Genomic DNA, 15939 nt, shown 5'->3' with positions numbered 1-15939 from the left:
CTCAGCCCTTCTTGGTGACGGCGTCGGCGATGTTGGCCGGTGCCTCTTCGTAGTGGTCGAATTCCATCGAGAACGTCGCGCGGCCCTGGCTCATCGAGCGCAGCGAGGTCGCGTAGCCGAACATTTCACCCAGCGGAATCATCGCGTTGATGATCTTGCCCGACGGGCTGTCGTCCTGACCCTGCAACACGCCACGACGGCGGCTCACGTCGCCCATCACGTCACCCAGGTAATCCTCCGGGCTGACGATTTCGACCTTCATGATCGGCTCCAGCAACACCGGGCTGGCTTTCGCAAAGCCCTGCTTGAACGCCATAGACGCGGCCAGCTTGAACGCCATTTCCGAGGAGTCGACGTCGTGGTACGAGCCGAACACCAGCTTGACCTTCACGCCCACCACCGGGAAGCCGGCGATCGGACCACTGGTGATCGTCTCGCGCAGACCCTTTTCGACCGAGGGGATGAATTCCTTCGGGATGATGCCGCCGGTGATGTCGTTGATGAAGAGGAAATCGTCCTTGACGTTGTCGCTCTTGCGATCGTCCTCGGTCATCGGCGACAGCTCGATCACCACGTGACCGTACTGACCCTTACCACCGGACTGCTTGGCGTGCTTGTAGTCGGACTTGACGTCGGACTTGCGGATGGTTTCGCGGTAGGCCACCTGCGGCTTGCCGACGTTGGCCTCGACATTGAACTCGCGACGCATGCGGTCGACGATGATGTCCAGGTGCAACTCGCCCATGCCCGAGATGATGGTCTGGCCGGATTCTTCGTCGGTCTTGACGCGGAACGAGGGATCTTCCTGCGCCAGACGGCCCAGGGCCATACCCATCTTTTCCTGGTCCGACTTGGTCTTGGGCTCCACCGCCATCGAGATCACCGGCTCCGGGAACACCATGCGCTCCAGGGTGATGACCTTGTCCTGCGCACACAGCGTGTCGCCGGTGGTGACGTCCTTCAGACCCACGGCAGCGGCGATGTCACCAGCGCGCACTTCCTTGATCTCTTCGCGATTGTTGGAGTGCATCTGCAGGATGCGGCCCACGCGCTCTTTCTTCGACTTGACCGGGTTGTAGACCTGGTCGCCGGAGTTCAACGTGCCCGAGTAGACACGGAAGAACGTCAGCGAGCCCACGAACGGGTCGGTCATGATCTTGAACGCCAACGCCGAGAACGGCGCGGTATCGGTGGCCGGACGGGTGTCTTCCTTCTCGTCCTCATCGATACCCTGGACCGGCGGACGGTCGGCCGGCGACGGCAGCAGGTGCACGACGCCGTCGAGCATGGCCTGCACGCCCTTGTTCTTGAACGCCGAGCCGCAGAACACCGGCACGATCTCAACCTTCAGGGTGCGCTCGCGCAGACCCACCAGGATCTCTTCTTCGCTCAGGTCGCCTTCGTTGAGGTACTTGTCCATCAGGTCTTCGCTGGCTTCTGCAGCCGCCTCGACCATGAACGAACGCGCCTCGGTTGCGATCTCGACCAGATCGGCCGGGATGTCGCGGTATTCGAAGGTGGTGCCCTGCGATGCGGTATCCCAATGGATCGCCTTCATCTTGAGCAGGTCGACCACGCCCTCGAAGCCGTCTTCGGCGCCGATCGGCACCTGCATCGGCACGGCGTAGGCACCCAGACGGGCCTTCAGCTGCTCGACGACCTTGTCGAAGTTGGCACCGGTACGGTCCATCTTGTTGACGAAGGCCATGCGCGGCACGGAGTACTTGTTGGCCTGGCGCCACACGGTCTCGGACTGCGGCTGCACGCCACCAACGGCGCACAGCACGAACACCGCACCGTCGAGCACGCGCAAGGAGCGCTCCACTTCGATGGTGAAGTCAACGTGCCCGGGGGTGTCGATGATGTTGAAGCGGTGCTGCGGCATGGACTTGTCCATGCCCGACCAGAACGCGGTGGTCGCAGCGGAGGTGATGGTGATACCACGCTCCTGCTCCTGCTCCATCCAGTCCATCACTGCAGCGCCGTCATGGACTTCGCCGATCTTGTGACTGACACCGGTGTAGAACAGGATGCGCTCGGAGGTGGTGGTCTTGCCGGCATCGATGTGGGCCATGATGCCGAAGTTGCGGTAACGCTCGATAGGGGTGGTGCGGGCCACGGGGAGCCTCTCAATTTCTTGGATTTCGGATGGCCGAACGCCGCCTTTCGGCGGCCTTCGGATTGGATGCGACGCGTAATGCGTCGCAAACAGCACTCAGATGGTGCTGAAGGGCCCCGTTACCAAGGCCCACGAGGTCACCAGCGGTAATGTGCGAACGCCTTGTTCGCCTCCGCCATACGGTGCGTCTCTTCGCGCTTCTTGATCGCGCCGCCACGGCTTTCCGAGGCGTCCAACAGTTCTGCAGCCAGCTTGCGCGGCATGGTGTTCTCGCCACGCTTGCGCGCGGAATCGATCAACCAGCGCATTGCCAGCGCCATGCGACGGGAGGAGCGCACTTCGACGGGCACCTGATAGGTAGCACCACCGACGCGACGCGATTTAACTTCGACAGCCGGGGCCACGTTGTCCAGTGCTTTCTGCACCAGCTCGACGGCATTCGGATTCTTTTCGCCAATGACGTCCATCGCGCCATAGACAATTTTCTCAGCAACCGACTTCTTGCCACTTTGCATCACCATATTGATGAAGCGGGCAATGGTTTCGCTGCCATGCTTTGGATCAGGCAGGACGGTGCGCTGCGGAGTAGAACCTTTACGGGACATTGGAGTGTTTCCTTAGCTCTTCGGGCGCTTGGCGCCGTACTTGGAACGACCTTGACGGCGCTTTGCGACGCCGGCGGCGTCCAGCGAACCACGGACGGTGTGATAACGCACACCGGGAAGATCCTTAACGCGGCCACCGCGAATCAGGACCACGGAGTGCTCCTGCAGGTTGTGGCCTTCACCACCGATGTAGCTGATGACCTCTTCCTGGTTCGTCAGGCGCACTTTGGCAACCTTACGCAGGGCCGAGTTCGGCTTCTTAGGGGTAGTGGTGTAGACGCGTGTGCAGACGCCACGGCGCTGCGGACACTTGTCCAGTGCCGGGGAGGCACTCTTGTAGGTGGTCGCTTGCCGAGGCTTGCGGACCAGCTGATTGATCGTCGTCATCAGTTGATTCTTCTGATTGAGAGGCCGAGACGGCCTTGCACGAAAACAAAGGCAGGCCGAAAAACGGCCCGCCGAGACAGGGAAGTATAGCTGGCAGGACGAAACTCCGTCAACTTCACGGAATTCTAACCCTGCTGGCCCATCCAGGGCCGGAAAACGGAGGGCCTCCTGCCCTCCTTTTCGCTTGGCTTACGGCGGTCTTGCGACCGCCGTCGGAGCGCTTACTCCTCGTCCGCGCCAGCGTCGGCCACGGCTGCGACCGGTTCGGCTACCGTCGGCTTGCCCGACAGCGTTTCCATTTCCGAGTCGGTCAGACCCGACGACTTGCGACGTCCGGCGTGATACGCCAGACCGGTACCGGCCGGGATCAGACGACCCACGATCACGTTTTCCTTCAGACCGCGCAGGTTGTCGCGGGTACCGCGCACGGCAGCCTCGGTCAACACGCGGGTGGTCTCCTGGAACGAAGCCGCCGAGATGAACGACTCGGTGGCCAGCGAGGCCTTGGTGATACCCAGCAGCACCGGATCGTACTTGGCCGGCAGTTCGTTGCGCTTGACCAGGCGGGCATTTTCCTCGATGACGCGCTGGCGCTCGACCTGCTCGCCGTTGAGGAACTTGCTGGTGCCCTGGTCGGTGATCTCGACCTTGCGCAGCATCTGGCGAGTGATCACCTCGATGTGCTTGTCGTTGATCTTCACGCCCTGCAGGCGGTACACATCCTGGATTTCCTTGACCAGATACGCGGCCAGCGGCTCGACACCCAGCAGACGCAGGATGTCCTGCGGGCTCGGCTCGCCGTCCACCACGGTCTCGCCCTTGGTCACATGCTCGCCTTCGAACACGATGATCTGGCGGTACTTCGGGATCAGCTCTTCGTGTTCCGACCCATCGGTGTCCTTGATGATCAGGCGCTGCTTGCCCTTGGTGTCCTTACCGAAGCTGATGATGCCCGAGCGCTCGGCCAGGATCGCAGGATCCTTCGGCTTGCGTGCTTCGAACAGGTCGGCAACGCGCGGCAGACCACCGGTGATGTCGCGGGTCTTGGACGCTTCCTGCGGGATCTTGGCAACCACGTCGCCCACGCCGACGGCAGCGCCGTCCTGCAGGTTGACAATGGAGCGCGGCGGCAACAGGTACTGCGCCGGCAGATCCGTATTCGGGATCGTCAGGTCGTTGCCCTTGCCATCGACGATGCGCACGATCGGGCGCAGTTCCTTGGCATGTGCACCGCGACGCTTCGGGTCGGTGATTTCGCGCGAGGCCAGACCGGTCAGTTCGTCGGTCTTCTCGATGACGGTGACGCCGTCGACGAAGTCGATGAAGCGGATGAAACCGGCCACTTCCGACACGATCGGGTGGTTATGCGGATCCCAGTTCGCCACGCCCTGCCCGGCCTTGACCGCATCACCGTCCTTGGCGGTGATGGTGGCACCGTACGGCAGCTTGTAACGCTCGCGCTCGCGGCCATGGCCGTCGAGCACGGACAGTTCGCCCGAACGCGAGACCGCGACCAACGCGCCGCTGGCATGCGCCACCGACTTGAGGTTGTTGAACTTCACCGAACCGGTGGTCTTGACGGTGATGTTGTCCACCGCCGCCGCACGCGATGCCGCACCACCGATGTGGAACGTACGCATGGTCAGCTGGGTACCCGGCTCACCGATCGACTGGGCGGCGATGACGCCGACCGCTTCACCGATGTTGACCTGGTGACCACGTGCGAGATCGCGACCGTAGCAGCGTGCGCACACGCCGAACGAGGACTCGCAGCTGATGGTCGAACGCACCTTCACCGACTGCACGCTGGCGTCTTCCAGCTTGGCAACCCAGGCTTCGTCCAGCAGCGTGTTGCGGGTGACGATCGGCTCTTCGTCGTTGCCCGGCAGGTACACGTCCTCGGCCACCACACGGCCCAGCACGCGCTCCTTCAACGGCTCCACCACGTCGCCGCCTTCCACGATCGGGGTCATGATCAACCCTTCGGTGGTGCCGCAATCGACTTCGGTGATCACCACGTCCTGCGCCACGTCGACCAGACGACGGGTCAGATAACCCGAGTTTGCGGTCTTGAGCGCGGTATCGGCCAGACCCTTACGGGCACCGTGGGTGGAGTTGAAGTACTCCTGCACGTTCAGGCCTTCGCGGAAGTTCGCCTTGATCGGCGTCTCGATGATCGAGCCATCCGGACGCGCCATCAGGCCGCGCATACCGGCCAGCTGACGGATCTGCGCCTGGCTACCACGCGCACCGGAGTCGGCCATGATGTAGAGCGAGTTCATCGACTTCTGGTCGATGGTCTCGCCCTTGGCGTTTTCGACCTTCTCGGTACCGATGGTGTCCATCATCGCCTTGGCGATGCGCTCGCTGGTACGCGACCAGATGTCCACGACCTTGTTGTAGCGCTCGCCGGCGGTGACCAGACCGGATTGGTACTGCTCCTGGATTTCCAGCACTTCGGCTTCGGCCTCGGTGAGGATGCCCTTCTTCTCGTCCGGGATCAGCATGTCGTCGATGCCGATCGACACGCCTGCACGGGTTGCGTAGGCATAGCCGGTGTACATCAGCTTGTCGGCGAACACGACGGTGTCCTTCAAGCCCAGCAAACGGTAGCTGGAGTTGATCAGACGCGAGATGTTCTTCTTGGTCATCTCGGTGTTGGCCAGCTGGAACGGCAGGCCTTCGGGCAGGATTTCGCTCAGCAGTGCACGACCGACCGTGGTGTCCACGATCGAGGTGCCGCTGCTGCGCTTGCCGTCGGCTTCCACGTCCACCTGGGTGATGCGGACCTTGACCTTGGCGTGCAGTTCCACCACGCGGTTGTCATAGGCGCGCTTCACTTCGCTGGTGTTGGCGAACACCATGCCTTCGCCCTTCTTGTTCTCCAGGGCGCGGCTCATGTAGTACAGGCCCAACACCACGTCCTGCGACGGCACGATGATCGGCTCGCCGTTGGCCGGCGACAGGATGTTGTTGGTGGACATCATCAGCGCACGCGCTTCCAGCTGGGCTTCCAGCGAGAGCGGCACGTGGACGGCCATCTGGTCACCGTCGAAGTCGGCGTTGAATGCAGTACACACCAGCGGATGCAGCTGGATGGCCTTGCCTTCGATCAACACCGGTTCAAACGCCTGGATACCCAGACGGTGCAGGGTCGGCGCACGGTTCAGCAGCACCGGATGCTCGCGGATCACTTCTTCCAGGATGTCCCAGACTTCGGCTTCTTCGCGCTCGACCAGCTTCTTGGCCGCCTTGATGGTGGTGGCCAGGCCGCGACGCTGCAGCTTGGCGAACACGAACGGCTTGAACAGCTCCAGCGCCATCTTCTTCGGCAAGCCGCACTGGTGCAGCTTGAGGTACGGACCGACGGTGATGACCGAACGGCCGGAGTAGTCCACGCGCTTGCCGAGCAGGTTCTGACGGAACCGGCCCTGCTTGCCCTTGATCATGTCGGCCAGCGACTTCAGCGGACGCTTGTTGGTGCCGGTGATGGCACGGCCGCGACGGCCGTTGTCCAGCAGCGCATCGACCGATTCCTGCAGCATGCGCTTCTCGTTGCGCACGATGATGTCCGGCGCATTGAGCTCGAGCAGGCGACGCAGACGGTTGTTGCGGTTGATCACACGGCGGTACAGATCGTTCAGATCCGAGGTCGCGAAGCGGCCGCCATCCAGCGGCACCAGCGGACGCAGATCCGGCGGCAGCACCGGCAGCACGGTCATCACCATCCACTCCGGACGGTTGCCCGATTCCAGGAAGGCTTCGATCAGCTTGATGCGCTTGGTAAGGCGCTTGAGCTTGGTTTCCGAACCGGTGCTGGCGATTTCCTCGCGCAGGCGGGTCATTTCCGACTGCAGGTCGATCGTGCGCAGCAGTTCGTACACGGCCTCGGCGCCCATGGCGGCGTCGAAGTCGTCGTTGTACTCCTGGCGTGCGGTCAGGTACTGCTCTTCGGTCAGCAGCTGGCGGCGCTCGAGCGGGGTCAGGCCCGGCTCGGTGACCACATAGGCTTCGAAGTACAGCACGCGCTCGATGTCACGCAGGGTCATGTCCAGCATCAGGCCGATGCGCGAGGGCAGCGACTTGAGGAACCAGATGTGCGCGACCGGCGAGGCCAGGTCGATGTGACCCATGCGCTCACGACGCACCTTGGCCAAGGTGACTTCGGTGCCGCACTTTTCGCAGACCACGCCGCGGTGCTTCATGCGCTTGTACTTGCCGCACAGGCACTCGTAGTCCTTGATCGGTCCGAAGATGGCGGCGCAGAACAGGCCGTCACGCTCGGGCTTGAAGGTACGGTAGTTGATGGTTTCGGGCTTCTTCACTTCGCCGTAGGACCACGAACGGATCAGGTCAGGCGATGCCAGCGCGATCTTGATCGCGTCGAAATCCAGCGTCTGGCGCTGTTGATTGAAGAGGTTGAGCAGGTCTTTCATTTGATATCTCCGGGTCGGAGGAATTTCGTAGCTGAGATGAAACCGAGGGCCTTACGTTCCGGATCCCGGCACCGCATCGCGGCGCCGGGATCCAGCTCGATCACTCTTCCAGTTCCATGTTGATCGCCAGCGAGCGGATTTCCTTCACCAACACGTTGAAGGATTCCGGCATGCCCGCGACCATCTCGTGCTCACCATCGACGATGTTCTTGTACATCTGGTTGCGGCCCTGCACGTCGTCGGACTTCACCGTCAGCATTTCCTGCAGGGTGTAGGCCGCGCCGTAGGCTTCCAGCGCCCAGACTTCCATCTCACCGAAGCGCTGACCACCGAACTGCGCCTTGCCGCCCAGCGGCTGCTGGGTGACGAGCGAGTACGGACCGGTCGAGCGTGCATGCATCTTGTCGTCGACCAGGTGGTTCAACTTCAGGTAGTGCATGTAGCCGACCGTGGTCTTGCGATCGAACGCTTCGCCGGTACGACCGTCGTACAACTGGGTCTGACCGCTCTGCGGCAGTTCGGCCAGTTCCAGCATGCGCTTGATTTCCGCTTCGCTGGCGCCGTCGAACACCGGGGTGGCCATCGGCACGCCATCGATCAGGTTCTTGCCCAGGTTGAGCAATTCCTCATCGCTGAACTGCGACAGGTCCACGCGCTGTGCATTGATCGCGCTGTCGTGGTTGTAGATGTCGTCCAGGAACTTGCGCAGCTCGCTGACCGCCGCCTGGGCTTCCAGCATGCGCTGGATCTTGCGACCCAGGCCCTTGGCGGCCCAGCCCAGATGCACTTCCAGAATCTGGCCGATGTTCATACGCGACGGCACGCCGAGCGGGTTCAGCACGATGTCGACCGGCTCGCCGGTGGCCATGTACGGCATGTCCTCGACCGGCACGACGTTGGAGACCACACCCTTGTTGCCGTGGCGGCCTGCCATCTTGTCGCCCGGCTGGATGCGGCGCTTCACTGCCAGGAACACCTTGACCATCTTCAGCACGCCCGGTGCGAGGTCGTCGCCCTGAGTGATCTTGCCGCGCTTGTCGGCAAAGCGTGCTTCGAATTCCTTCTCGTGCGCCTGGATCTGCTTCTGCGCACGCTCGATGGCGTCGGCAGCGTCTTCGTCCTTCATGCGCAGCTGGAACCAGTCGGACTTCTTCAGGCCGTCCAGATACGCGTCGGTGACGTTGTCGCCCTTCTTCAGGTTCGGACCACCGTTGGCGACCTTGCCCACGATCTGCGAACGCAGACGTGCGTAGATGGCCGCTTCCAGGATACGGAACTGGTCGTCGAAGTCCTTCTTGACGCGCTTGATTTCGGACTCTTCGATCTGACGCGCACGCTTGTCCTTCTCGATGCCGTCGCGGGTGAAGACCTGCACGTCGATCACGGTGCCGTCCATGCCCGGGGGCACGCGCAGCGAGCTGTCCTTCACGTCGGACGCCTTCTCACCGAAGATCGCACGCAGCAGCTTTTCTTCCGGGGTCAGCTGGCTCTCGCCCTTCGGCGTGACCTTGCCGACCATGATGTCGCCGGCGCGCACTTCCGCACCGATGTACACCACGCCGCTCTCGTCCAGACGGTTCAGGGCCTGCTCGGACACGTTCGGGATGTCGGCGGAGATTTCCTCCGGCCCCAGCTTGGTGTCGCGCGCAACGCAGGTCAGTTCTTCGATGTGGATCGTGGTGTAACGATCTTCTTCCACCACGCGCTCGGAGAGCAGGATGGAGTCTTCGAAGTTGTAGCCGTTCCACGGCATGAACGCGATCAGCATGTTCTGACCCAGCGCCAGCTCACCGATGTCGGTGGACGGGCCGTCGGCCAGCACGTCGCCGCGCGCGATCACGTCACCCACGTTCACCAGCGGACGCTGGTTGATGCAGGTGTTCTGGTTGGAGCGGGTGTACTTGATCAGGTTGTAGATATCCACGCCGGCATCGGTGCCGCCGCCGATTTCTGCCTCGTTGACCTTGACCACGATGCGGGCCGCGTCGATCTGCTCGATCACGCCACCACGCAAGGCATTGACGGTCACGCCCGAGTCGCGCGCAACCGCACGCTCGATACCGGTACCGACCAACGGCTTCTGCGAACGCAGCGTCGGCACGGCCTGGCGCTGCATGTTGGCGCCCATCAGTGCGCGGTTGGCGTCGTCGTGCTCCAGGAACGGCACCAGCGCCGCGGCGACCGACACGGTCTGCATCGGCGAGACGTCCATGAAGTGGACTTCGGCCGGCGGCTTCAGCAGCGACTCGCCCTGGAACCGGCACGGCACGAACTGCTCGGTGAGCATGTTCTTGGCGTCGGTCAGCGCGTTCGCCTGGGCGATCACGTACTCGTTTTCCTCGATCGCCGACAGGTATTCGACGTCGTCGGAGACCTTGCCGTCCAGCACCTTGCGGTACGGCGTCTCGAGGAAGCCGTACTGGTTGGTGCGGGCGAACACGGCCAGCGAGTTGATCAGGCCGATGTTCGGGCCTTCCGGGGTTTCGATGGTGCAGACGCGACCGTAATGGGTCGGATGCACGTCGCGCACTTCGAAGCCGGCGCGCTCGCGGGTCAGACCGCCCGGGCCCAGTGCGGAGACGCGACGCTTGTGCGTCACTTCCGACAGCGGGTTGTTCTGATCCATGAACTGCGACAGCTGCGAGGAGCCGAAGAATTCCTTGATCGCGGCAGCCACCGGCTTGGCGTTGATCAGTTCCTGCGGGGTCAGGCCCTCGGACTCGGCCATCGACAGGCGCTCCTTGACCGCGCGCTCGACGCGGACCAGGCCCACGCGGAACACGTTCTCGGCCATTTCGCCGACCGAACGCACGCGACGGTTGCCCAGGTGATCGATGTCATCGACCACGCCGCGACCGTTGCGGATCTCGGTGAGCACCTTGATCACTTCCAGGATGTCGGAGGTGTCGGTGTGCTCGGCGACCAGGCGCTTGGATTCCTCGTCGTTGCGCTCGGCAAAGTACTTCTTGTCGTACAGCACCGACTCACCCAGCACGTCCTTGCGGCCGACGCGACGGTTGAACTTCATGCGGCCGACGGTGGACAGGTCGTAGCGCTCGAAGGTGAAGAACAGGTTGTGGAACAGGTTCTGTGCGGCTTCCTTGGTCGGCGGCTCGCCCGGACGCATCATGCGGTAGATTTCGACCAGCGCTTCGAGCTGGGTCTTGGTCGGATCGATCCGCAGGGTGTTGGACAGGTACGGACCACGGTCCAGATCGTTCACCCACAGGGTGCCGACCGCATCGACGCCGGCCTTGCGGAACGCTGCCAGCTGGTCTTCGGTGATCTCGTCGTTGGCATTGGCCAGCAGTTCGCCGGTGGAGCCATCGACCACGTCGTGCGACAGGATGCGGGTGAGCAGGTAGTCGTCCGGCACGGCCAGCGCGGCAACGCCGGCGGCTTCGAGCTGCTTGACGTGACGGGCGGTGATGCGCTTGCCCGCTTCCACGATGACCTTGTCGCCATCGGCCAGGTCGAAGTTCAGCGTTTCGCCACGCAGACGCTCCGGCACCAGCTCCAGCTGCACGCCTTCGTCCGGATTGATGTGGAACGTATTGATCTCGAAGAACTCGGCCAGCATCTCTTCGTTGCTGTAGCCAAGCGCGCGCAGCAGGATCGACACCGGCAGCTTGCGGCGACGGTCGATACGGGTGAACAACGCGTCCTTCGGGTCGAACTCGAAGTCCAGCCAGGAACCGCGGTACGGAATGATGCGGGCGCTGTACAGCAGCTTGCCCGAGCTGTGGGTCTTGCCACGGTCGTGGTCGAAGAACACACCAGGCGAACGGTGCAGCTGCGAGACGATGACGCGCTCGGTGCCGTTGACGATGAAGGTGCCGTTGTCGGTCATCAGCGGGATTTCGCCCAGATAGACCTCCTGCTCCTTCACGTACTTGATGGCCTTGGTCGACGACTCGCGGTCGTAGATCACCAGGCGCACGGTCACGCGCAGCGGCGCGCCATAGCTCATGCCACGCTGACGGCATTCACGCTCGTCAAACACCGGCTGACCCAACTTATAGCCCACGTATTCGAGCGCGGCATTGCCGCTGTAGCTGGAAATCGGGAACACCGACTTCAGTGCCGCGTGCAGACCGAGGTCCTTACGCTTGTTCGGCTCCACGTCTTCCTGCAGGAATTCGCGGTAGGAGTCGACCTGGATGGCAAGCAGGAACGGCACTTCGAGAATCGAGCGCTGCTTGCCGAAGTCCTTGCGGATACGCTTTTTTTCGGTGAACGAATAAGACGTCATGAGTCTTCACCCTAGGCTGCGGGGGCCGCGTCGCGGCGGCCCTGAAATAACAAAATTGTCAGTTGGAAGTCGCTGGTATTGCCGGCACCAGCACGCCTTCTCCCGCTACTTCCAACTACCAACTCGGTGAGGCCGGAATCGGGAATGGAGAAATGGGAATCGGATGAGCACGCGATGTTGCATTTGCGATTCCCCAATCCCGATTCTCGATTCCCGCCCGAAACGGCCAAAGGCCGGGAGCTTTACGCTCCCAGCCTTCAGTGCATCACCATGAAACGCTGGCGATGCAAGATGCTGCTTACTTGACTTCGACCTTGGCGCCGGCTTCGGTCAGTTCCTTCTTGATCTTCTCGGCTTCGTCCTTGGTGGCGCCTTCCTTCAGGATGCCACCGGCTTCGGTCAGATCCTTGGCTTCCTTCAGGCCCAGGCCGGTCACGGCGCGGACGGCCTTAATGACGCCGACCTTGTTGGCGCCGCAATCAACCAGCACCACGTTGAACTCGGTCTGCTCTTCGACCACGGCGGCCGGGCCAGCTGCAGCGGCAGCGACCGGAGCGGCGGCGGAGACGCCGAACTTTTCTTCGATGGCCTTGACCAGCTCCATCACTTCCATCAGGGACTTCTCGGCGATGGCGTCGACGATCTGTTCGTTGGTAAGGGACATTGTGATTACCTTTAAATGATTTTCTGGATTGGGGTTCTAGCAAACGCTAGGACATCAAGCTTCGGCAGTCTCGGCGACCGGCGCGGCGGCTTCGTCGCCACCACCCTGCTTGTCGCCCACGGCCTTGACGGCACGGGCAAACATGGCAGCCGGTTCGGACAGCACGCGGGCCAGCATGGCCAGGGCCTGATCGCGGGTCGGCAGCGAAGCCAACACGTCGACGTGGCCAGCCGGGAACAGTTCCCCGCCGATGGACACGACCTTGGCCTGCAACTTGTCGTTGCCCTTGGCGAATTCCTTGATCAGGCGACCGGCAGCGCCGGGCTCCTCCATCGAAAACGCATACAGCAAAGGACCGACCAGCTTGTCAGCGACGACAGCGAAATCAGTACCTTCAACGGCGCGCGCAGCCAGGGTGTTCTTGACAACTTTCAAGAACACGCCGGTTTCGCGGGCCTGCTTGCGCATCGCGGTCATCTGGGAGACCGTGATGCCAGCGTATTCGGCGGCGATCAAGGAGTGAGCCTTGGCGGCGATGTCTGCCAGCTCGGCGACTACTTCTTGCTTCTGAGACAGATTGAGAGCCATTGCACTCCTCCGTTAAAGCCGGGATTGGTGATCGGTGATGGGTGATTCGTCGAATGCCATGAAGCAGCCCCTGCAAATCCCCAATGCCGAATCCCAAATCCCCGCTTCAAACTACTCCGCTCGCGGCTCCTGCCGGTTGCGGTCCAGGGCAGCCTCCTTCCTGGAAGCCGGGAACATCGACCGATGTTCCTTTGGTGGCCGTTCTAGACCTGGAGTGGGCTCGATCCGGGATGTCCCAGACGCGCGTAAACCAGAAAGCTCCAGAAGGGCGACACCATCTACGCCGGCCGGCTCTTGCGAACCTGATTAAGCGATCCCGCTGCATCGACGGCGACTCCCTGCCAATGCGAGCATCCATGCCCGTCGTCGATCTGCGCTGACCGCGCCTGCGGTCTTTGACGGCTACCGCCGGACATGCCGGCGATCGCCTTCAAAATGTCCGTTACCCCAAAGGAGGGAACGGACTCCCAGCACACGGTGACCCGGGCCGGAAAAACAATGCTGTACTACATCGACGGGTCAGGCCCATGACAGGCCCGACCCCTCAACTCACTTCAGCGCAAGGCTGGACTGGTCGACGGTCACGCCAGGGCCCATCGTCGAGCTGACCGACACCTTCTGCAGGTAGGTCCCCTTGGAGGTAGCCGGCTTGGCCTTGATCAGGTCCAGCAGCAGCGCCTGCAGGTTCGACTTCAGCGCTTCATCATCGAAGCTGGCCTTGCCGATGGTGCAGTGGATGATGCCGGCCTTGTCGGTGCGGTAGCGCACCTGACCCGACTTGGCATTCTTGACCGCTTCGCCCGGGTTGGCCGACACGGTGCCGACCTTCGGGTTCGGCATCAGGCCGCGCGGGCCCAGCAGGGTGCCGAGCTTACCGACGACGCGCATCGCGTCCGGGGTGGCGATGACCACGTCGTAGCTCAGATCGCCGGCCTGCATCTTCTCGGCCAGGTCGTCCATGCCCACCGCCTCGGCACCAGCGGCCAGGGCTTCGTCAGCCTTGGCACCGGCCGGTGCGAACACGGCAACGCGCACGCTCTTGCCGGTACCGGCCGGCAGCACGGTTGAACCGCGCACCTGCTGGTCGGACTTCTTGGCGTCCACGCCCAGGCGCACGGCAACGTCGATCGACTCGACGAACTTGGCCTTGGTCACGGTCTTCAGGATCTTGATTGCGTCTTCGAAGGCATAGGTCTTGCCCGGAACGACAGCGGCCGCAATGGCCTTAACGCGCTTGCTCTGTGCCATGTCTTAGCCCTCCACCGTCAAACCCATGCTGCGGGCAGAACCCGCAATCGTACGCACTGCCGCTTCCAGCTCGGCCGCCGTCAAATCGGCTTCCTTGACCTTGGCGATCTCTTCCAGCTGCTTGCGCGTCACCTTGCCCACCTTGTCGGTGTTGGGGCGCTTGGAACCGGAAGTCACGCCTGCAGCCTTCTTGAGCAGCACGCTGGCCGGGGTGCTCTTGGTGATGAAGGTGAAGGTACGGTCGGAGTACGCAGTAATGACCACCGGCGTCGGCAGACCCGGCTCCAGCTTGGAGGTCGCTGCGTTGAACGCCTTGCAGAATTCCATGATGTTCAGACCGCGCTGACCCAGGGCAGGGCCGACCGGCGGCGCAGGATTGGCCTGACCGGCCTTGACCTGCAACTTGATGTAAGCAGTTATCTTCTTTGCCATTTCGATACTCTCCGGGTGCTAGCGCCTTGACTGCAGGCTCCCCATCGGACCGGGAAATCACGTGTCCCGGCTTCACGTTTCTGACCACACGCAGATGGCTGCCATGCGGCAGCCATTGGTTCCCGGCGGTTCGCCAGGTCAGCGAGCCGCGCACTATAACAGCATTCAAGGCGGGCGCCTAGACGGCGCCCGACCGGCGTCAGCCCTTCTCGACCTGGCCGAACTCGAGCTCGACCGGCGTGGAGCGACCGAAGATGAGCACGGCAACCCGCAGCCTGCTCTTCTCGTAATTGACCTCTTCCACCACACCATTGAAGTCGTTGAACGGACCATCGGTGACGCGCACCATCTGACCCGGCTCGAACAGCACCTTCGGACGCGGCTTCTCAACGCCGTCCTGCACACGCTGCAGGATCGCATCAGCCTCTTCGTCGCGAATCGGCAACGGACGGTCAGCGGTGCCGCCAATGAAGCCCATCACCTTGGAAGTCTCCTTCACCAGGTGCCAGCTCTCATTGTCGATGCGCGGAATACCGGCCTCTTCGTGGGTCTCGATCTGCACCAGCACGTAGCCGGGGAAGAACTTACGCTCGGACCGGCGCTTCTGGCCGGCGCGCATCTCGATGACTTCCTCGGTCGGCACCAACACGTCGCCGAAACGATCTTCCATCTCGGTACGGGCGATACGGTCGCGCAATGCCTGCGCAACAGATTTTTCGAAGCCTGAATAGGCGTGAACGACATACCAACGCTTCACTGCTTGATTCTCCTCAACGAGCCAGGAACCACTGCGTGAGCTTCTGGATGACAAAGTCGAAGCCGCCCAACAGCAAACTCAGAATGATCACAACAACAATCACGACCCAGGTCGTGCGAATGGCTTCCTGGCGCGTCGGCCAGACCACCTTGCGCAACTCGAACCTGGATTCGGACATGAATTCACGGGTTTCCCGGCCTTTGCCGGTTCCCAAAAACACGAATGCGCCCGCCACCAACCCCACGATCACGGCCAGCGCACGCAACTGCGGCGTCCAGGCTCCGAACTGGGTGGCGCGCTCGGGCGCAGAAAACCAGAACCACACAAACAACCCCGCGATCACCAGGAGCGCGGAGATGACGTATTTCACGATATCAGCGCTGGCAGCAGACGCGCTTTTGGAAGGCTCGATTTTGCTATTCATCCGGCTCTAGTTACCGATCTGACCCGA

At 62.3% G+C, this 15939-nt stretch carries 11 protein-coding genes; all 11 read right to left on the bottom strand.

The window, feature by feature from the left end:
* Position 1 precedes the first annotated feature (1 nt).
* Positions 2 to 2119: an elongation factor G gene (fusA, locus tag ABQY64_RS05100; RefSeq protein WP_024938568.1), complete on the bottom strand. Its 2118-nt coding sequence runs from the start codon at positions 2117 to 2119 to the stop codon at positions 2 to 4.
* Positions 2120 to 2256: 137 nt separating this feature from the next.
* A complete protein-coding gene (gene rpsG / locus ABQY64_RS05095; protein WP_005993356.1) occupies positions 2257 to 2724 on the bottom strand; it encodes a 30S ribosomal protein S7 in 468 nt (155 codons plus the stop codon).
* A 12-nt stretch (positions 2725 to 2736) separates the two neighbouring features.
* The gene (gene rpsL, locus ABQY64_RS05090) at positions 2737 to 3111 is read right to left on the bottom strand and encodes a 30S ribosomal protein S12 (protein ID WP_002811712.1); all 375 of its coding nucleotides are present in this window, start codon (positions 3109 to 3111) and stop codon (positions 2737 to 2739) included.
* Positions 3112 to 3332: 221 nt separating this feature from the next.
* Complete coding sequence (gene rpoC, locus ABQY64_RS05085) at positions 3333 to 7547, bottom strand: DNA-directed RNA polymerase subunit beta' (protein WP_039524480.1); 4215 nt, start codon at positions 7545 to 7547, stop codon at positions 3333 to 3335.
* A 100-nt stretch (positions 7548 to 7647) separates the two neighbouring features.
* Positions 7648 to 11799, bottom strand: a complete 4152-nt coding sequence (gene rpoB, locus ABQY64_RS05080; protein ID WP_016900677.1) for a DNA-directed RNA polymerase subunit beta — start codon at positions 11797 to 11799, stop codon at positions 7648 to 7650.
* 298 nt (positions 11800 to 12097) lie between these two features.
* Positions 12098 to 12463: a 50S ribosomal protein L7/L12 gene (gene rplL / locus ABQY64_RS05075; RefSeq protein WP_016900679.1), complete on the bottom strand. Its 366-nt coding sequence runs from the start codon at positions 12461 to 12463 to the stop codon at positions 12098 to 12100.
* Between the two features lie 54 nt (positions 12464 to 12517).
* The gene (rplJ, locus tag ABQY64_RS05070) at positions 12518 to 13051 is read right to left on the bottom strand and encodes a 50S ribosomal protein L10 (RefSeq protein WP_016900680.1); all 534 of its coding nucleotides are present in this window, start codon (positions 13049 to 13051) and stop codon (positions 12518 to 12520) included.
* Positions 13052 to 13600: 549 nt separating this feature from the next.
* Positions 13601 to 14299 (bottom strand): 50S ribosomal protein L1, encoded by a 699-nt coding sequence (gene rplA / locus ABQY64_RS05065; protein WP_016900681.1) that lies wholly within the window; start codon positions 14297 to 14299, stop codon positions 13601 to 13603.
* A gap of 3 nt (positions 14300 to 14302) precedes the next feature.
* Positions 14303 to 14731, bottom strand: a complete 429-nt coding sequence (gene rplK / locus ABQY64_RS05060; RefSeq protein ID WP_016900682.1) for a 50S ribosomal protein L11 — start codon at positions 14729 to 14731, stop codon at positions 14303 to 14305.
* Positions 14732 to 14930: 199 nt separating this feature from the next.
* Positions 14931 to 15488, bottom strand: a complete 558-nt coding sequence (gene nusG / locus ABQY64_RS05055) for a transcription termination/antitermination protein NusG (protein WP_016900683.1) — start codon at positions 15486 to 15488, stop codon at positions 14931 to 14933.
* Positions 15489 to 15501: 13 nt separating this feature from the next.
* Positions 15502 to 15912, bottom strand: a complete 411-nt coding sequence (secE, locus tag ABQY64_RS05050; protein ID WP_016900684.1) for a preprotein translocase subunit SecE — start codon at positions 15910 to 15912, stop codon at positions 15502 to 15504.
* Between the last annotated feature and the right edge of the window lie 27 nt (positions 15913 to 15939).

Origin of the sequence: Xanthomonas sp. WHRI 7065, from assembly GCF_040203115.2 — a bacterium.
Taxonomy (GTDB): domain Bacteria; phylum Pseudomonadota; class Gammaproteobacteria; order Xanthomonadales; family Xanthomonadaceae; genus Xanthomonas; species Xanthomonas arboricola.
This window is presented reverse-complemented; position numbering and strand designations above follow the sequence as displayed.